This is a genomic window from Flavobacterium xizangense (assembly GCF_054075145.1).
Map to the genome: position 1 here is coordinate 207,402 of NZ_JBSIPG010000006.1, position 21,547 is coordinate 228,948.

At 34.7% G+C, this 21,547-nt stretch carries 11 protein-coding genes; all 11 read right to left on the bottom strand.

The window, feature by feature from the left end:
- Positions 1–9 precede the first annotated feature (9 nt).
- Entirely contained in the window at positions 10–2,133 is a 2,124-nt protein-coding gene (locus ACWA1B_RS15630; RefSeq protein WP_456908447.1) for an energy transducer TonB, read from the bottom strand.
- Positions 2,134–2,154: 21 nt separating this feature from the next.
- A complete protein-coding gene (gene deoC, locus ACWA1B_RS15635) occupies positions 2,155–2,898 on the bottom strand; it encodes a deoxyribose-phosphate aldolase (RefSeq protein ID WP_456908449.1) in 744 nt (247 codons plus the stop codon).
- Positions 2,899–3,007: 109 nt separating this feature from the next.
- Entirely contained in the window at positions 3,008–3,400 is a 393-nt protein-coding gene (locus tag ACWA1B_RS15640; protein ID WP_456908451.1) for a VanZ family protein, read from the bottom strand.
- Complete coding sequence (gene gcvH, locus ACWA1B_RS15645; protein WP_035651485.1) at positions 3,393–3,773, bottom strand: glycine cleavage system protein GcvH; 381 nt, start codon at positions 3,771–3,773, stop codon at positions 3,393–3,395. Before gcvH ends, ACWA1B_RS15640 begins: the two co-directional genes overlap by 8 nt.
- 85 nt (positions 3,774–3,858) lie before the next feature.
- Positions 3,859–11,109 (bottom strand): T9SS outer membrane translocon Sov/SprA, encoded by a 7,251-nt coding sequence (sov, locus tag ACWA1B_RS15650; RefSeq protein ID WP_456908453.1) that lies wholly within the window; start codon positions 11,107–11,109, stop codon positions 3,859–3,861.
- A gap of 23 nt (positions 11,110–11,132) precedes the next feature.
- Positions 11,133–11,714 carry a Holliday junction branch migration protein RuvA gene (gene ruvA, locus ACWA1B_RS15655; RefSeq protein ID WP_456908455.1) on the bottom strand — a complete coding sequence of 194 codons (582 nt, stop codon included), beginning with the start codon at positions 11,712–11,714 and terminating at the stop codon, positions 11,133–11,135.
- A gap of 61 nt (positions 11,715–11,775) precedes the next feature.
- Positions 11,776–14,067, bottom strand: coding sequence for an NADP-dependent malic enzyme (locus ACWA1B_RS15660; RefSeq protein WP_456908457.1), 2,292 nt, complete (start codon positions 14,065–14,067; stop codon positions 11,776–11,778).
- A gap of 159 nt (positions 14,068–14,226) precedes the next feature.
- Complete coding sequence (locus ACWA1B_RS15665) at positions 14,227–14,652, bottom strand: CBS domain-containing protein (RefSeq protein ID WP_456908459.1); 426 nt, start codon at positions 14,650–14,652, stop codon at positions 14,227–14,229.
- A gap of 256 nt (positions 14,653–14,908) precedes the next feature.
- A complete protein-coding gene (locus tag ACWA1B_RS15670; protein WP_456908461.1) occupies positions 14,909–16,912 on the bottom strand; it encodes an OmpA family protein in 2,004 nt (667 codons plus the stop codon).
- 13 nt (positions 16,913–16,925) lie between these two features.
- Complete coding sequence (locus ACWA1B_RS15675) at positions 16,926–17,840, bottom strand: PorP/SprF family type IX secretion system membrane protein (protein ID WP_142450395.1); 915 nt, start codon at positions 17,838–17,840, stop codon at positions 16,926–16,928.
- A gap of 50 nt (positions 17,841–17,890) precedes the next feature.
- Positions 17,891–21,547 (bottom strand): Ig-like domain-containing protein (locus ACWA1B_RS15680; RefSeq protein WP_456908463.1); only part of this gene is annotated, 3,657 nt, incomplete at its 5' end.

The window sequence follows — 21,547 nt, forward strand, 5'->3', positions numbered from 1 at the left end:
ATAAAAATCCTAGTAATCGAAATACCAATTAAAAATATCTGAACGTAATCCGATACTAAACCAAGTTGTACTTTGCTTAAAAGTTGTAGCCGTATCCTGAGTTGGATCAAAGTTTCTGTAAATAAAACTTCCAAACAATTTCAGATTAGTCATTGGGTTTATCAGATAACCTCCCTGGATGTCTGCAATAAAAACATCTGTTTTATTTCCCTGACCTACTTTTACTCCTTTGTCATAAGGACGTTTTACATCATAACTTTTATAAATGTCACCACCATAATTATAAGTATCTTTAGTGGTATTAAAATCAAGACCTCTTGTCCCAACAGTAAATTTTGCATCGCCAAAAATACGTCCTTTATGATAACGTCCAATTACAACTAATTCATTGAAATTCCCACCCCATTGATGACCAAGACTTTGATTATTGTGCCCATAATTTGTAATTACGGCACTATGTGAATACACATAAGGACGAACATGATTGTACTCGACTTGCAATAAAAGATCTTTTACATTGAATGCATTATAATATTTCCCTCCTATTTGAAAACCAAATTTATTTTTCCAGCTTTTATCGCCCGCCTTTACATCTGAAACTGAAAATTCATCGATTAAAAACTGAGAATATAAATTTATACTGTTATTCCATTTATATTTTCCAGTAATACCCAACATCGCATTTCCACTTCTTGAAGAAGAAGTAAATTCAACGGTACGATAAAAAATAATCGGATTCACAAAATTAACATCAAATCCTCTATTATTGGTGTCTGTCCAGACAACAGACTCAAAGAAACCTAAATTCAGTCTGTTTGAAACATTCCAGCTTAGATAGTGATTCGCCATAAACTTTGTAGCGTATGTTTTATCAACTGTAACTTCTGGTCGAACATCTTTCAGCCACATATAAGTATTCGTATATTTTATTTTCCAGAAAGTAGTATTAATTTTAAAATACGGATATGGGCTCGCTCCGTCGCTTTCAATCAATGAACGATAACCATCACCTATAAAATTTCTTCCGTAACCTAGCTGAAGATCGAAAAATTTATAGGGCGTATAGGTAATATTTGCTTCTGCCAAAGGAAAATCGTACGCATCTGTTTTAAAACGTTTTGCAATTCCAACTCCAGGAATAATTGCCGGATTTCCTCCAGATGGTTTTAATGATTCAGCATAATCATTAAAATATCCGGCAAATCGGCCTTGACTTTCAAAAATTGTTGTTGTAAAATTTATTTGTTTCCCTAAACCTCCTCTAAAATTTAAAGCACGTGTATTAACATAGGTATAAGAAGCATCAAGATCTGAAGCTTTTCCCATCTGCAAATCAACAATCGGATTTAAAGCCAGCCAGTAATCTTCTCCCTGAATCTGCACCAAATTTTCATTCCACCATTTTCTTCCAAGCCATGTTGAAGTTTTCTTTTGTAGTGACTCGTTTACCGCTTTCAAATTATAATATTTTGAAACCTCAGCATAAGTATATGGCTTTGAAGATGTATGACTATTACTTCCAACCTGATTCATTGCACCGTCAAACTGTGCGTAATAACTATGAGAAAACGGAATATTTAAATGGCTTTCGAACTCTGGATTATTGTATTTTTTATAAACAATACTGTCCAATTCCGTCATAGGTTTCTCAGTTGGTTTTAAAATCTGCGCTGCCGCCGCTACTTCTGCTGCCAATTGATCCGCACTTTTTAACGGTATATTAATTGTGATGGTATATTTTGAATAAGTAGGCTTTCCATTATAAGTTGACGGCTTAATTGTTGGAAACTTACCAAAAACACGTTTCGCTTCATTAGACAAATCTTCATTTGCCGTATTTACATAAATCACCTTAAAAACACCAGTCGCATCTACTTCAAAAAGTACTTTAACTTCTCCTTTATAATTATTTTGCTTTAAATTTTCCGGAACTTCAAAATTTTGAAAAACAAAATCCTGAACTTCTTTGTAAAAGCAGTTTTCTAATTTTTTATCAATCAAATTTTCGCAATTCTGAAAAACAGGAAATTGTTCACTTGTCAATCCAGATTTAACTGAGGAAGCATTATTTTCTTGTGCAAAAGCAATTAAAGAAGTTAGCATTAAAATAAAAGTCAGGGCGCTTTTATTCATTAAGTAGGTTTTGGTTTTCATTTAATATTGATTTGTGGTATTCTCTCCGCCAGCAATTGCTTTTGCTGCCGAAGTTCCGATTCGTTTAACTCCTAAACGAATCATTTCTATTGCGTCTTCATATGATCGAACACCTCCCGCCGCCTTAACCGGCAGTGGCGATGCATTTTCTAACATTATAATTATCACTGGAACAGTCGCTCCATTTGGCAAATCATTTTCCGTTTTGAAAAAACCTGTAGATGATTTTACAAATACTGATGCGTAATTCTCCTCTTTAAAATTAGAAATCACAACATTTTTTATCAAAGCCGAAAGTTGAATAATTTCTTTATCAGTCAAGGCTGCTGTTTCAATAATCCATTTTACGGTTTTATTATGTGCTAATCCAATTTGAGTACCTATTAAAATTTCATTTTTAACTAATGCAATTTCACCATTTTTGAAAGCTTGATAATTACAGACAAAATCCAAATCATCTGCTCCGTTTTCAATTGCTTGATTTGCTTCTTTAATTTTCGTTTCCAAATCTGATTTGCCTTCGGGAAAATCAATAACAGTACCAACAAGCAAAGGCGAATTCGCTTTCAAAATCATTTTTTTTGCCAAGCTGACATGTTCCGGCCGAATCATAATTAACTTAAAACCTTCTGCAATCGCTTCTTCAATTGCATTTTTTACAACAATATTATTTTCTACTTCAGAAAGTCCAGCTTGCGAAGCAGTTTTAAGATACGTTGAATCAAGGTATTGCTTAATGTTCATGATTTTCCAATTTCGTCAGATCGGCACAAAAATACATTTTAAATTCAAAAAAAAGCACTATTTATAAGGCTTCATTTTATGATAATAAAAAACCCACCGAAGTGGGTAATTATATTCCTATTATTTTATCAATCAGTTTCCTAAATCCTATAGCGGAAAATACTCCGGCGGTTGCTCCGATGGTATTTGCAAGGACATCAGTTACATCTGGAGTTCTTGTAGTTGTTAAAACACCTTGAAGAATCTCGATTGTAATTCCAAAGAAAACTGAAAATATAAATGAAATCAAATATGCTTTATAATCGTTTGCATGCTGACCTTTCAATTCTTTTTTGAAAAACAGAATCCATGAAATTGTAAATCCGAAATGAAAGCAAAAATGAACGATTTTATCTACACTTGGAAAATCTATTGCCGGTATATTACTTGAATTCGTCAAACAAAAATAAGTAATGATACCTGAACAAATAATCGCCCAAATTAAAAGAAGTTGTTTAGGCACCGATAAGTTGTTTGTAAGCTGCATCAGACAATAACGAATCAATTTCTGAAGCGTCAGCAATTTTTATTTTGATCATCCATCCTGCTCCATAAGGATCAGAGTTAACAGTTTCTGGAGCACTTTCTAAACTATCATTGAAAGCAATAATTTCACCTGTCAAAGGCAAAAATAAATCTGAAACTGTTTTAACAGCTTCAACTGTTCCAAAAACTTCGTCTTTATCTAATGTCTGATCTAAAGTTTCTACCTCAACATACACAATATCCCCTAACTCTTTTTGTGCAAAATGAGTAATTCCTACAGTCGCAACATCGCCTTCGATGCTAACCCATTCATGATCTTTTGTGTACTTTAAATTTGCTGGTATGCTCATAATAGTATGTTTGAAAATTGATAATTTAATAATTAAGTCACAAATGTAATAATCTTCTAATAAAATCTAGTTTAGAATTCTAAATTTAATTTCCGAAATTATATCTGAGCGTAAATCCTGATCTAATATTTGTAAGCGGGAAAGAAGTCGAAATAACTGCTTTCGAGAAGGAATGGTCATAATAAAATATAGCTGTCAGGTTTTTGCTGAATGCATAATCTGCTGTTAATTTTAATGCCCAAATATTTTGTCCTGCTGCCAACTGGTTATTGTCATAATCTAAATAACGCACTAATGTTTGATTATTTCGATATGAAAAATCAGCTTTTATGTTAATATCACTTTTAATAATTCCCGTTGGATTATCTGCTAAACGAGATGAAAAAATAACATCTTTAAATCGATAACCCATTCCTACAACATACTCCACACCTCTTACTTCGGTCAGTAAGTTATTATCGAAACTCATTGACAACGCCCTATCTCTTTTTATTTCAGTCAGCAAACGGAAAGAACTTTTTAACTCAAAATCAACACGAATCAGCGGACTAAACTGTTCTACTAAATTGACATTTGACATTATCGTTTGATTATAGAAATTCGAGTTTATATCTTGCCCGTTTGGATTTTCATAATAATCAAAATTAGACCTAAATTGGTTTATGGTATAAGATGCACGATAATTATGTTGCAATGAAAAACGTCTAAAATGATCTTTAAAATACTTAAGGCGCATCAACCCGTTATATTTAATTGACCAGTTTGGAATAGGAAAACTTCTAAAAATACTGGTCGAAGCATTCGACGCATCTTTTCCTGTATATGCCGCCAAGAAGGAAGGAAGCAACACCGCCTGATTGCTTTTACCATAACCTATTGGATAACCGTCATTCGACTGAATTAGCTTTCTCTGACTATTATTTGGATTTGAAAGGTCTTCAATAGGCGCATTAGGATTTTCAGGAGGAAGTGCCCCTGCATCATATCTTGGAATCGTTGCACCTGAACCATAATGATCTTCTGCCAAACGATTTGCGATTACTAAACGATTATTTCTAAAATCATCGAATGCTGCAGATTCATTTTCATTACTTGTTGCAAAAGATGTTTTAATCAGCACCGTTGAGATCGAAAACATTCCATACGTATAAGGCGATAACGGCTTATAAAACAATTGCCCTATTGAATCTCTAACACTATATTGCTCTGATGAATTTTCAGAATAAGCACGATCCATCGCTAAATCAATTTTTAGATCTGGCAATAAATCCATGTTCGCAGTTATTTTTAAAATCTTATTTTCTACCTGTGTGAAATTTTGGTTGAAATTATCATAATTCGTTAACCATCCATTTTTTGCTGATTCATATCGAACGTCATCCTGACTTCCAAAAATAAATCCTAACGATGGTTTTGCTGTACCAAAGAAACCAACACTTGGCGTATATCCTGGTAAAACTGTTCCGCTATTTTTAGTATAATTAACCTGAATGTTTTTTACACTTGTTAAAACTCCAATTAAACCATCATAAAACGGACTTCTTTTTTCTACTGCTTTTGCAGTATTCACCACTTTTTCTCCTGGTTTTGGAGGTCCGGCCGGTTTAGGTTTTGCAGCTGTTTTTGCCCCTGGCGTCAATCCTAAATATTTATATAATAAATTCATATTTAAGGTTGTCGTCAATGTATTTGAATTAGCATTCTGAATTGTATTTCCTAAATTATACGTAATTCCATCATCAGCAGTAAATTCAGACATAGCTGTAGAAGCACGTTGCCAACTGTAATCAGCTGTATAGGAATAACTCGCTTTTACAAAACTCAAAACAGGAATTTTATACAGCGGAATTTCATAATTCAATACTAATTGCTGCAAATGCTGATTTGGTGTACCAATGTCTAAATAATCATCCCAAATATTAAAATCTTCTTTTGGTGTTTTATCTTCATTCAAATAATTCTTCACGATATTATTTGATGCCGCTGTATAATTTAATTTTAATGATTTAGTCAGATTAAAACCAAATCCATATTGGTAATTAAAAGCAAAATTTCTTCTGTAAAGCGGATCGAGTCCAATGCCTTCTACCTCTACCTGTCTATACTGTTGGCGATTACTTTGTCTTAAAATATTTGTATTAAACGTAATATTCGAAGGCAAATAATTAAAATTGAAATCGCTCAGCATTTTCCAATAATCACTTTTTTTCATGAATTTGGTCTGCTTGAAAGGCACAACTTCTTTTGGCTGAAAAGTATAAGCGTAATTTACAGCCGAATTTGATTGTTGATCTCTATAATCTTCAACTTCATAATCATGACGTGCCACCTCATTATATGATTGTGAAAAAGTGAAATTTTCAACATCATAAACATGCGGTTTTTGTTCTGGAGCTCTGTCTTTTCTTACACCAATAAAGTTGATGCTTTTACGTTTTGTATAATCTATTGCACGAGTTCTGATGTTATCTTTTTCTGCCTCATCAGTAGTTTCTCTAAGCAGCTGATCTAATTTAATATCCTGATTAAAAGGATCATATTCTGGCGTAATAACTTCTTCACCAATTGCATAATTAAAAGGCAAATTGATCCCCCATTTATGTGGCAATAATTTTCCTAAATTCAAATTGGTGACAATATTATATTGCTGAATATCTTCACGATCTCTTTCGTTTGCACCTTGCTCCAGCGATCCAAATCCAATCGTACTTTTTCTTCCGGTTGCAGAAATAGTTGCAAAATCAGCCATATTGGTATCCACATTTAATAATGCCGCCATACCGCCTTTATTGTCCAAATCTGACATACGAAGCTCATTGAACCAAACCTCTCCTTTTATATCTTTATGATCGGCCCTGCTCTTAACCCCAACCATTAAATTTCGAACCAAACCAAAATTTGGATTCCCTTTAATACCCAATCTTAATTTGCTGTCACCATCACCTCCGTCTGGAATTAAATCCGGATCATCATCAGGATAATAAACCCCATTAATATCTCTTTTAGGAGAATTAATATCCAATGGCATTGCCTTAATTTTCATTCTAGTTAATAAATCTAAGGCCAAATCAATATTATTCTCTTCCATCCAAACCAAATCCGGGCTTATCGTACAAGACCCTCCTGTTTGTGTAACTTTTAACGGAATTTCAACTTGATAATAGTTTTGAGTAAAGTCGTTACCGAAACGAATAAAACCAACCATTTCGTCGTCTAGCAAATTAGTTTCATTTGGCAATGATTCTGCATGCAGGAACATTTTTAATTTTTTGTATTGACGCATATCAACACTTACATTCTTAAAAGCAGCTCTAGAATCCAAATATTGCAATCCTGCCCCTCCAATTCGAACTGCCAAAGCCTGCTCATTTTGATTGATTATCGTATTGTTGTTATACAATTGTTCTCGCTGAACACCTGGCGGTATAACGTAATTCACTGGACATTTTGTTCCGTTTTCTTGAATATTAACTGCTGCAACATCAAACTGAACTCCGTCATCATCTGGATTTTGATCATTTGCATCAAGTGTACCAGTATATTTTCTCCACTCTCCTCTGACTAAATCCAAAGCTCCAAAACGAACTGTCATTTGATCATTAAAACCAGTCATAAACATACGCATGAAACGAATCGATCTAAAATCAGATATGTTTCCAATTGTATTTTGTGGTTTTGATACCGGAATCTTGAACTGAATCCATCTTGCGTTTGTCGTTCCTCCATTTGGCAATTCAACATTACTCACTTCGCGAATGTCTGTAATATAATTTGATCCAACTTGCATTCCTGGTTTCAAATCAATGCTGTATTCATAATAAGCATTAATCGTACTCATGGTATTGTCACGATTTATATCTTCAACATCTGGTAATGTTGTTGACCCACGATTAGGATCATTAATACTAACAGCTGAGTTGCCTTCCGTACCATTATATTTTTTGTAACGATTAATCACTCCTCCCTCTGTATTGAGATAATAAGTGTAGTTATCGGCTGCAGGATCTTGTTCCCCTGCATAATTATTATAAATCGCGGCTTCTTTAGCATCTGGCAAACCATCTAAACCAACGTCTTGATTTTTACGATTATCTGGGTTAGTATCAAATGCATAAATCAACGATTGAGAAGCTGGAACATCACCCCAAATAGGTTGAGGATTTACCATTACCTGATCTGGACCCAAACCATTTTCATATTGTTTTCTTCCGTCTTTTAAAACATCTTCAGAAACTTCACCTAAGTTGAAATAGATTTTACCCGTATTATTTGCCGGAGCTTCACCATTTCCAACATAGGGATCTAATACCCAAAACTGAATATATTCAACATTACCCTGTTCAAAATTTGTCGAATTCAACGCACGCATAATTCCTCCAAAATTAGATGAAGGTGCGCTTGAACTAAAATTGGGGTTATTGTTGTAAGGTCCTCGGTCAGACGGGAAATAAGTTAAATCAAGTGTATTAATCACCTGAATCTGGCCTTGGGCAATATCTGTATTTGGATATAACTCTTTACTATAAATCCTTCTTGTAGAATTTAATGACAAATCATCATTTGAAATACCGGATGGTTTTGATGAGTAAAAAACTGGATCGATTGTATACCAAGCCAATTTTGCTCGTTTAAATCCATAATCAAGAGTATTTGAATTGGCATTGAATGTATTATCATTAATAGAGTTGACAAATGGAGTTGACGCTAAACTCCATGCATATGCAGATCTCATATCAATTGTCGACTGAGAACCTTCAAAATCATCAATATAAATTGTTGCTTCGCCTTCAAAATCACTTGCTTTTGGAGCATCTGGTTTTAAGAAAGCAACTTCACCTCGTATCGAAAGATTTGACGGAACATCAGTATCCATATTTGGAAGCTTATTAACTAATCTGGTAAAGAATGGAACTTCTGTTGCATAATTACCATTGAATCCAAAAATTGTATTGTTTACCGATTCCTGACCGTAACTTGATTTTTGAGTAAACGGCTTTTCTGTCATTTTTAAATATGTACCGCCAACAACAAATTTATCTGATATTTTATGTTCGATATTGAAGCCTATAAATCTTCGTGTTTGTTGTCCGAAAATAGAATTATTCTCTAATGAAACTTCAATTGGTGTGTTTGAAGCCTGAAGCGACGGATCTAAAATTTGAACTCGTCCTAGTTGATAATCAACACTGTAATCGATACCTTCAACAAGTCTACGTCCGGCTGCCATTACAACAACAGAACCTTGAGGCACATTAAAGGCTCCAATTGGGATTCCGTTGCTTCCTGAAGATTTATATTTTCCTCTAAGTAAAAATTTATTCTTGTCACTATCCTGCAATGCACCAGATTGTGTATTGCGATACATGCTTCTAAAAACGTATTTCTGCTGGTTTGCATTATATGTACTTGGATCATTGTAATTCTCACCTGCATTACTTTGCAGTTTACTGAATATCAATTCTCCAAAAGGTTCTTTTGTTGTAAAAATAATTCGCCCGTTTTGAACGTCAACGGTTATGCCTGGCAAATAATCAAAGAAACCATCTCCTCCTGTTTGTGGATCATTGTTGTAATTCAACTTATCCAGATTAAAGACATTCAACAAAGGTGTCTCATCTACTTTATTATCAGGAGCTGGATTTGGCGGGAAAGTACTTCCCGTTACCGGAGTAATATAATTAATTGGGGAAGGATCAGTATACAAGATATTCATCCTAAAATCATCTTGTTTGATTTGATAAGCTTGCGGAATTTGATAAACGTTTTTCATCATCAGATTCCAAACCGGATTCTGTACATTTGTCAAGTTGCTCTTAAGCATCTTCAAAATCAAACTTTGTGTAATAATCGCCTGATTAGAATTATTATTATTTCCGGTGACAACTGTAGCATCAACACCGTCGCTTCCAAACTCTCCAACTTGATAAACCTTGCCTCCTTCGGTATATTCATAAGCTACAGCCAAAATTTCATCATTTGCCAAACGTTGCTGTAATGATATATACCCTAACTGCGGATTGAAAGTAAATTCGTTTGCTGTTAATTTGCGGGCATTCTCTAATATCGAGTAATCCGTTCCTTCACTTACATTTGTATTATTGAATCCAGACTTTGCCGTAACAATCTCTCTAATATTCGAATTTAAAAATGATCCCGGTTGACCAATTGCTGCAGGATCGTACGCATTATTCTCATTATCAGCAGGTGAATCAACAGGCTTATTAAAAAATCCTGCAGTTGAACTGATAACAACAACTTCGTTATCAGGAACACCGCTAAGAGGTCCTTCACCTAAATCCTGAAGCGCAATAACATTACGAAGGTTGTTACTTGTTGTACTTACCCTGTTTTGCTTATTCGTTACCCAAACCTCTATTCTTGTGACCTGAACACGGCTATTGATAACGGGATAACTTTTTAACGAAGCATCATATCTGTCTCTAAAAAACTGAGACAAGAAAAAGTGACGGTCATTATCATAATCCAACGCATACAAATCAAAATTTTGTACTGTACCACCTCCTTCGGCTACAACACTCTTTGTTTGTGATTTTTGTTCAGAGAAAACTCCCGTAACTGTTGTTTTTCCAAACTGCAATTGTGTCTTCACACCAAATAAACTTTGCGCACCACGAATCAAAGTACTGTTTAAAGGCATGCTGACATTTCCCACTTCGACTTTCTGAATAATATCATCTTCAGAAGGGGTGTAAGCTAATTTAAATAAATTTTGAAAAGCAAATGTAGACTGAGTATCATAATTAGCATTTACTTCTAATCGTGTTCCCACTTTCCCCATCAAACTCATGCTGATTCTTTGATCAAAATCAAATGTGAGGCTGGATCTGTTTCGGGGTGAAAATGATGGATTATCTTGTTTTGTATATCGTATCCCCAAGTCCATTTCAACAGAACCTGTGGGTTTTACGTCAATTGTATTGCTTCCGAAAATACTTTCGAAAAAGCTTGAGTTAACATAATATCTTGGTAATAAATTCTTTTTTGCCGCTTCGCTTCCTGCTTTTTTTCCATCAATAGCATCAGCTTTTTTTCTGAAATAATCTCGACGAGATTCTTTCAGAACTAAATCTTCATATTCTTTGGGAGTTAAAATAATAGGATAGTTTACAGGAAAGCCATCAACTGAATTAGTATAAATATATCGATCTGATATTGGATCATATTTATAGGCCGAAAGTATGCTTGGAGGATCTTTTAACTCTAACTTTCCTTTGGAAAACTGAGTTTTAGTTGTATCTTGAACTGCCGGATTTACTTGCGATTGCAAAACATTACCGCAAAATAAAACCAGTAAAAAAATACAAATTTTACGCATACAATTGGTTTATGTTAGTTGAGTTACAAGCTTTTTAATGCCCTTTTTATGATGGTTTCTGCTGTAGCTTCCGGATCTTCTTTCACGATCTTTTCGACTACTTTTTCAGAAGCTTTTCGAACAAATCCTAAAACTTCCAAAGCAGATAACGCTTCATCTCTGTTTGTATTGTTTTGAACTACTGAAACTTCATCCAAATCATACAATTTTAACACTTTTTCTTTTAAATCAAGTATAACTCTTTGAGCTGTTTTGCTTCCAATTCCTTTAATTGACTGGATAACTGCTACATCTCCAGATGCAATCGCATTAATAATTTGTTTTGGTTCAATCGAAGACAACATTGTTCTTGCAATATTAGCTCCAATACCAGAAACAGATAATAACATTCTGAATATTTCGCGTTCCGACTTTTCAACAAAACCAAATAAAGTATGCGCATCTTCTTTAATTTGAAGATGCGTATACAATTTTATAAAATCAACATTAGGAATTAACGAAAAAGTATGCAAAGAGATATTTACATGGTATCCCACTCCACCACAATCAATTACAACTTCTGTGGGATTCTTTTCAACTAATTTCCCTTGCAAATGTGCTATCATAAATATAATTTATAGTACCAAATATACATAAAAATAAGATTTTTCTCTTTTCTATATTGGACTATTGTGCTAATTTATTTTTTTTGATTTCTTTTTCCTGAGCATCGATAACTGCAATTGCAGCCATGTTGACCATTTCTTCAACGCTTGCTCCTAACTGGAAAATATGTACAGGTTTGTTAAGCCCCATCATAATTGGACCAATTGAACCTGCTTTATTCAATTCTTTCAAGAGCTTGTAAGTAATGTTTGCCGACTCTAAGTTAGGGAAAACCAATGTATTTACTTTTTTTCCGGCTAATTTAGAGAATGGGAATTTTTCTTTTAGCATCTCTGAATTCAAAGCAAAATCAGCCTGAATTTCACCATCTACAATCATTTCTGGATGGTTTTTATGAAGATAAGCAACTGCCTCTCTTACTTTTGATGCATGTTCGTGCGAAGATGATCCAAAGTTTGAGTACGAAACCATTGCAATAACTGGCTCAATACCAAACATTTTTGCAGTTTTTGCAGTCATCAACGCAATATTAACTAAATCTTGAGCAGACGGATTAATGTTGATTGCAGTATCAGACAAAAACATTGGGCCACGTGCTGTAAGCATCATATTTGCAGTTGCAACAAGTGAGGCCCCTGGTGCTTTTTCAATTAATTGAAGCATTGGTTTTACAACACTTGGATAACTTCTTGAATGACCGGTTACAACCGCATCTGCTTCACCTTCATTCACCATCATGGCTGCAAAATAGTTTCTTTCGCGCATGAATTTCTGAGCATCAAGCAATGAAACGCCTCTGCGTTCTCTTGCTTCCCAGTATGAATTTGCAAATCTGTTTCGTCTTTCTTCCTCTTCATTTGTTTTAGGGTCGATGATTTCAAGATCAGCATCAAATCCTAATTCAGCTTTTAATTCTAATATGATTTCTCTGTTTCCTAATAAAATTGGGAAACCTATTCCGTCTTCATAAACAATCTGAGCTGCTTTTAAAACATTTAAATGATCCGCTTCAGCAAAAACAATTCGTTTTGGATTTAATTTAGCGCGGTTTGTGATTAAACGTACCATTTTGTTGTCATTACCCATACGTTCGCGAAGCACATCTTCATAAGCTGCCCAGTCTGTGATAGGATTTTTTGCCACTCCAGATTCCATTGCTGCTCTTGCAACTGCTGGCGCTACAACTGTAATTAAACGTGGGTCAAAAGGTTTAGGAATGATATATTCTTGTCCGAAACCTAATTTTGTCGCGCCGTAAGCAACATTAACCTGCTCTGGAACTGGTTCTTTTGCCAAAATAGCTAAAGCTTTTACAGCCGCCATTTTCATCGCTTCATTAATTTTTGTTGCTCTTACGTCAAGTGCTCCTCTAAAAATGTATGGAAAACCAAGAACATTATTTACCTGATTAGGAAAATCAGAACGTCCTGTAGCCATAATAACATCTTTACGAGTTTCTACAGCTAGATTATAATCGATTTCCGGATTTGGATTTGCCATTGCAAAAACAATCGGGTTATCTTTCATTGTCAATAACATTTCAGGTGATAAAATATCTCCTGAAGATAATCCGATAAAAACATCAGCTCCTTTTACAGCTTCTGCTAATTCAATTTTAGGACCGTCAAATGCATATTTTAATTGTAAATCAGATAGTGAAGGATTGTCTTTTGTTAATAACCCTTTACTGTTGTACATTAAGATATTTTCAACTTTTACACCTAACAAAACATATAAATCAGTACAAGCTATTGCAGCCGAACCTGCTCCAGAAACTACTACTTTTACATCTTCTGCTTTTTTTCCTGCTAATTCAAGTGCGTTGATCAAAGCTGCTGACGAAATAATTGCCGTACCGTGCTGATCATCATGCATTACAGGAATATCTAATTCTTCAACCAGTCTTCTTTCAATTTCGAAAGATTCCGGTGCTTTAATATCTTCAAGATTAATACCTCCAAAAGTTGGAGCGATGTTTTTTACAGTCTGGATAAACTCTTCTACATTTTTTGTATCGACTTCGATATCAAAAACATCAATATCAGAGAATATTTTAAATAATAAACCTTTTCCTTCCATAACAGGTTTTGAAGCTTCAGGACCAATATCCCCAAGTCCTAAAACTGCTGTACCATTTGAAATTACAGCTACTAAATTTCCTTTTGCTGTGTATTTATAAACGTCTTCAACGTTTGCTGCAATATCTAAACATGGCTCTGCAACACCTGGCGAATAAGCCAACGATAAGTCTCTCTGGGTTGCGTATTTTTTTGTTGGAACTACCTGAATTTTTCCTGGAGTCGGCTCTGAATGATACAGTAGCGCTTCTCTTCTTTTACTCTCTTTGTTCATTATTTTTAGCTTTTATTCTAGCTTACAAAGATATAAGTCTTAGTTTAAAATGGGGCGTTTTTAGTTCTTTCTTTTGTTAAAATATCAATTTACATCATCAAAAAAAAATAGTCCTTCAAAATCAGGACTATTTTTACAAGTATATATTTTGGCTTTTTTTTATTGAGAAATATAAGAATTCAAGTGATTTATGGTATCTTTTTGAATTTCGATAATTGCTTTTACAACATCGCTAATGGAAATAATGCCAACTACAATTTCATCTTCTAAAACTGGTAAATGTCTGATTCTTTTTGTGCTCATCAGCTCCATGCAATCCTCAATATTATTTGAAAGATTTACTGAGAAAACATTGCTTTCCATAATTTCATGAACAAACGTTTCTTTTGACGATTTATCTTTCAAAACAATTTTTCGTGCATAATCCCTTTCAGACAATATTCCTTTTAGGTCAGTTCCATCAATTACAAGAATTGCCCCTATGTTTTTTTCGCCCATTACTTTCAATGCTTCATAAACTGTTGTAGTTGAAAGTACGGAATAAACATTTCTTCCTTTTGCGTTTAGTATTTGATTTACAGTCATATCTGAAAAAATTTAGATTTATAAAGTTAAATAAAAAATGACAAAACTTGTTATTAAAATTTATTTTTTAAAAAGCTAATTCATTCATTTTAAATAAAATACATCACATTTCGATTTTTCAAAATTATTCTATAAAGAATGAAATCAATTAAAGAAGTTTTTTGTGAAAAATTTGTTTTTTTAACGCTTTTGTTTTTTGCGCAAAAAAAGAGCTCTTTTCATAGTGCTGAAAAGAGCTCTTTTTTAATGTTTATTTTTATAGACCAACGATAATAAATTCACTTCGTCTGTTTTGCTGATGTTCTTTTTCGGTACATTTTACACCATCAGCACATTTGTTGATTAATTTAGTTTCGCCGTATCCTTTTGCTGTCAATCGGCTTTCATCAATTCCTTTGCTTATTAACCAATCTTTTGTTGATTGTGCTCTTTTATCTGATAAAATTTGATTGCTTTCTGCAGATGAACGACTATCTGTATGCGAACGAATATCTAATTTTATATTTGGATACTGATTTAAAACATCAACAACTTTATTTAAATCAGGTTCCGATGTTTTTTTGATCGTTGCTTTTCCTAAATCAAAAAAGTTCATAGGAATATGAAGTAATTTTGCTAGATCTGTTCCAACTTTTATTGGTCCGAGTTTAACTGGTTTTACAACTGTTTTTTTGATTTCGATTGTTTTTGTTGCCAAAGGTTTGAACATTTTTTGCATTGTAAAATCTAAAGTTGTCTTACCATTTGCTTTTTTAACTGCTGTTGAAATATCTTTGATTCCGTAATCACTTTTTGATGCTCGTATAGAATATTTTTTACCACATTTTATTTTTGGAAAAATATAATTCCCTTTATCATCTGTTACGATTGTCGAAATAGGATTAAAATTTTCATCGAATAAATTTAAACTTACATTCGACAAAACCTCATTCGTTTCAGCATCAGAAACTGTCCCCATTAAATCTTGTTCGCAAACTAATCTTTTAGTTTCTGCAAAACGATAAACATCGTCTAAACCGTGGCCATTATCTCTATTAGAAGAAAAATATCCGGTTCTGTTTTTACTGTCAATTATAAATCCGAAATCGTCTTGTTTGCCGTTTACTGGTTCTCCAATATTTTGCACATCATCTTCAATTGTACTGTCAGGATTTATTTTTGTAACGAAAATATCAAGTCCGCCAAGTCCCGGGCGTCCATCTGAAGCAAAATAAAGTTCATTTTCATTTGAAATGAAAGGAAAAGTCTCTCTTCCTTCCGTATTAATTATTGATCCTAGGTTTTGAGGTTGACCAAAAGTTCCGTCTGCATTTATTGCCACTTTAAACAAATCTGATTGTCCTAAAGTTCCCGGCATATCTGACGCAAAATACAATGTTTTTTCATCGATACTTAATGCAGGATGAGCTGTACTGTATTGATCGCTATTGAATGGAAGCTCTTTTTCATTAACCCATTCATCATTAATAAATTCCGCTCTATAAAGTTTTAAAAGTGTTACTTGCTTGTCATTTTGCCCTCTTTTTCCGTCAGTGAAATTATTTCTGGTAAAATACATTGTTCGACCATCTTTTGTAAAAACTGGCGTTGATTCATTGAATTTTGATTTCTGTTTTTTACGAAATAATTCCGGTTTGCCCACGCTTCCGTCTGGCATTAAATCAGCTATATATAATTTCGAAAAAGATTTGTTTGTCCATTTAAAACTAGTCTTTGCAATTCCGCCCGTATCTCTCGCTGAAGTGAAAACAATTTTTTTATCCAAAATAAAACTTCCATAATCAGAATAAGGCGAATTAATTCCGGCATCGGCAATTTCATAACGACCCGAATTTAATTTGATTTGTTCTAAATAGTTTTTATCATTTCGAATCAAAGAAGCTCTTTGTTGTGAATTTGCTTTTTGATTGAATTTTTCTAAAACTTCATCGGCTTTACGATAATTTCCTGATGCTTTTAAACATTGTGCATATCGGTACAAATATTCTGGTTCTTGTTCTTCATTCAATATGAATAACTCCTTGTACCATTGCAAAGCCGACTGTAATTCGCCTATAAAATAATAGGAATTAGCTAATCTTTGCACTATTTTTTCATCTTTAGTTCCTTTTTCTATTAGACTTTCGTATGCTTTTATAGCATCTGCGAAAGCATAATCATCATACTTTTTATCTGCGGAACTTATTTTTGTTGTCTGTGCATTTACTTTAAAAAAAAGAAATACAAACAAAACAGAAAAACTTACTATTTTAATTCTCATGACAGGTATCGAATTAGAAGAATCTTGGAGATATCATTTTTTTATAACTATTGAAAAACTCGAAACGAAGGAAAATCTCATGAGATCCCGAGTTGTATCGTCTTAAATTGGTAGTTTCATGATCGTATCCATATCCAACATACATGCCTTTTGATACTTGAAAACCTGCCATTGCACTCACTGACGCGCTCCAACGATAAGCAAGTCCAACAACGAATTTATCATAGAACATAAAATTCCCCGAAACATCAACTTGCAACGGTGCTCCCTGAACCATTTTAGTTAATAAAGCAGGTTTAAATCGGATATATTCTAATTTGTCCAAATTGAATACGTAACCTGCTATGAAATAATAATTTATTTTTTCTTTGAAAATAGCTGTGTTGTTATCATCATAACGATTTGTTTCAATGAAATTTGGAACAGAGAATCCTAAATATGCTCTATCAGAATGCCAATAAACCCCTGCTCCAATATTTGGCGAAAATTTATTGTCTAAATCCTGAAATTGTTCATCTCCTTGATTTTCAAAACTTAGTTTACTGACATCAAGATTAAACATATTCGCCGTAGCTTTTATTCCAAAAGAAAGTTTAAATGATTCAGAAGTAGGAATACTATAAGACAAATCAGCCGATAAAGTATTTTCAACCGTTGGTCCAATTTTATCATTGACCAAAGAAACACCTAAACCTAATTTACTATTATTGCTTAAAGGTGTGTTTAATGAAAATGTACTTGTCTCTGGAGCACCATCAAGCCCGATCCATTGCGTACGATACAATCCAAATACATTCAATACACCTCTAGAACCAGCATAAGCAGGATTCACCGAGATTGTATTGTACATATATTGTGTAAACTGCGCATCTTGCTGAGCCGAACACACGACTGAAAAAAACATGAAAATTAAAATTAATTTTTTCATTTAGTAAGCTTTTAAAACGGCTTGGCTAAAGTCAAGCCGTTTATCATTTTTTATTTATTTAGATACAAGTAACCTGACTGTTCGTGCTGATTTGAATCGTTATCTTTATATTTCAAAATATAGAAATAAGTTCCTAATGGCAATCCATCTGATTCTTTAATCGTCGCGCGTCCTGCTGAAACTCCCACAAAAACTCGGTCTTCATTATTATAATGATCAATGTCAAATACCAAAACTCCCCATCGATTATAAATTTCAACGGTATTGTCAGGATAACACTCTATTCCCTGAATATAGAATCTTGCATTTTTTGAATCTCCATTTGGAGAAAAAGCATTCAGTACTTTTATTTTACAGCCATCTAAGCTCAATACCGTAGGACGATCTCCAGAATTGCTTTCATCATCAGATTTATCCTCAACTTCAACTCCTCTTGCACTTTTTCCAAAAGCTGTTGCCTGATTACTTACTGTACCTGAAATAATATCACTTTGAGTAATTTTATATTTTGCTGTGAAATTATTGTCATTTGATTCGCCAACTCCAAGATTAATTGCTTGTCCAGAAACAACTAAACCTGGCAAAGGATCTGAGACGCTGACATTTGTTAATGGAACATTTCCTATGTTAGATATTTTAAATTTATAGGTGATTGTTTCACCTGCATTTGCAAATCCATTTCCGTTTTCATCATTGAATACAGCTGTTTTAATAATCGCAATGTTTGGCACTTCAACAAAAACATTCAATGTTGATGAGCTGCAATTAGAAGAATTTGCTTTTTCACATACTTGATAAACTAAAGTATAACTTCCACCTGGTGTGTTTGGTTTCACATTTACGGTTCCGTCTGCATTAAATTCAAAATATGGGCTTTTTGGGATATTAGTTATCATAATATTTGCCGGATCAATTGGCAAGCCATTAACTAAATCATTGTCTAAAACATTTATAAACTCAAGCTGTCCATTAATCCCATCAACATTTACCTGCAGATCGTCTTTTGTAATAATCTGTGGTGAAGGTGCAGGATCTTCTGAGTTGATAACTGTAACATTTACAACCGCCTGACTGCAATTTGATGAATTTGAAGCTTCACAAATTTGATAAGTCAATTGATAAGTTCCTGATGCTGTTCCTGTTTTAACATCAACAGAACCATCTGCATTTAAAATCAAATTAGGATTTGGAATAACTGTAGTTAATACAACTGCTGTTTGGTTCACTGATGTTCCATTTAAACGGTCATTACTAAATATATTCAATGCTGTGCTGATACCTTTTTTTGCATCAATTGGTCCAGCAGCATCATTGTTTGCTTTGATTTCAAAAGTTGGTCTTGCATTACATTGAGGTGTTGCTGGTGGATAACTCACTATCATACTTACAGTAGGATTTAATGAAAACTCTATTGTAACACCAGTTCTTGTTTTTTCAAATCCATCAGCACCTTCTGTCCATTGTCCATTTGCAAATAACCATCCTGGCCAGTCAACTCCAATTCCGTTGCTGTCTACAATTGCTCCCGGCCATAAAATGCTTCCGCTCAACGGCAAATTAGTTTGTGTTGCTACAATATTATTATCACTATCAATCCATTTAATAGTCAATAAATTATTGGTTGTAAAATTATCTGGCGTTACATTGTATGATACGTAAGGAACATCATTAGAACAATAGCTATTCGTAGTTACAGTCATTGTTGGAAGAACAACTGTTACTTTAACATCCGCTGTTTTGCAATTTGTTGTGTTCAATTCACAAACCTGATACGTTAATCCATAAGTTCCTGCCGGTGAACTTTCTTTTAATATAATTGTTCCATCAGCATTCAATGTTAAATATCCAGTTGGATCAGCAATTGTTACTGAAAGATTTACAGCAGAAGCCGTAATTGGCAATCCATTTTTAGTGTCATTTCCTAAAACATTTATAACTGTCACCGGATGATTAACTCCTGCAATTGGACCTGCTAAATCATCTTTCAGTACCAATAAATCTCCCGTCACCTGGATATAACTCTTGACCGTATCGCAGTTCAGCGGATGGTCGTTGTCGCAGATCGTGTATTCCACTTCGTAGCTTCCTGAAGCTGTACCCGGAGCCACTGTGATGGTTTTGTCTGCATTCAGCGTTAAACCTGTTGGAAGCGTGCTTACCAATGTGAACGTTACTTTGCCTGTGCCTGTGCCGACCGTAACCGGAGTTCCGTTCAGCGTATCGTTGGCAGTCAAAGATATTGTCGTGCCTCCGTTGTTGCTGTTGATCGCTGTCGTGGTTTCAGTCACCGCATCGATTACAGGTATTACTATCGGAGCATTTACCGTCAGGGTTACTGTAGCCGTTGAACAGTTCGATGCATTGGTCTTGTCGCAGATCGAATACGTCAAGCTGTAGGTTCCCGCAGGCGCATTAGCCCCAAGGGTTGCAACTCCAGTCGTCGGATCAAGGGTCAGATAACCTGAAGGGTCCGCAACCGTTGTTGTTATTTTTACTTCCGAGGCCGTCAATGGCTGTCCGTTTCTGGTATCATTGTCCACAACCGTGATGATTGTCTGTGGCTGGTTCGATTCTGTTACTGATGCAGGATTGTCCGCATTGGCAACCAAAACATCTCCCGTCACCTGGATATAACTCTTGACCGTATCGCAGTTAAGCGCATGGTCGTTGTCGCAGATCGTGTATTCAACCTCGTAGCTTCCTGAAGCTGTACCCGGAGCCACCGTGATGGTTTTGTCCGCATTCAGCGTTAATCCTGTTGGAAGCGTGCTTACCAATGTGAACGTCACTTTGCCTGCGCCTGTGCCGACCGTAACCGGAGTTCCGTTCAGCGTATCGTTGGCAGTCAAAGATATTGTCGTACCTCCGTTGTTGCTGTTGATCGCTGTCGTAGTTTCGGTTAATGCGTCGATTACAGGTCTTTCAATTACTATATCTACCGTTGCAGAATCACAAACACTTGCATTTGCAGACATACAAATAGTGTAAGTAATTGAATATATTCCCGCAAGAGTGTTTGGAGCAACTGTTATTGTTCCATCAGAATTAAAAGTTATTCCTGTTGGAAGTGAACTAGTTGAAACAGTAACATCTGTTGGTAAAAATGTATTTCCATTTATTTTGTCATTAGCAAAAACAGTCGAAATAGTCCCCCCTGCAGCTCCATTTATTGTCGATGGAGTATCATTCTCCGCACAAATATAATCTAAGATTTTAACGTCGGAAGAAGCCGCTGATTCACAACCTAAATTATTAGTTACTTTATAATTATAAGTATTGCCAGCTGTCAAACCATTGATTGTAGTTGTCGTAGTATTTCCAGCTATATTTCCTGGATTAATAATCCAAGTTCCTATTGGCAAACCGCTTAATTGAACACTAGCTGTTGATGACGAACAATTTGGTTGCGTTATTAGCCCAACTATTGGACTTGTAACATTCATTACCGTCAACTGCAGTTCCTGATCGGCCGTGCATCCGTTGTTTGTAACGGTATAGGTTCCCCCGACGGTATAGTCAACTGAGTTTGCAGACCATGTATAAGTCTCCCCCGAGCAGATCGTGGCCGTCGTTATGATTTTTGAAGGCTTCGGAGTTACTGTCAACTGAAGTTCCTGATCCGCCGTGCAGCCGTTGTTCAATATCGGATAAGTGCCCCCGACGGTATAGTCAACTGAGTTTGCAGACCATGTATAAGTCTCGCCTGA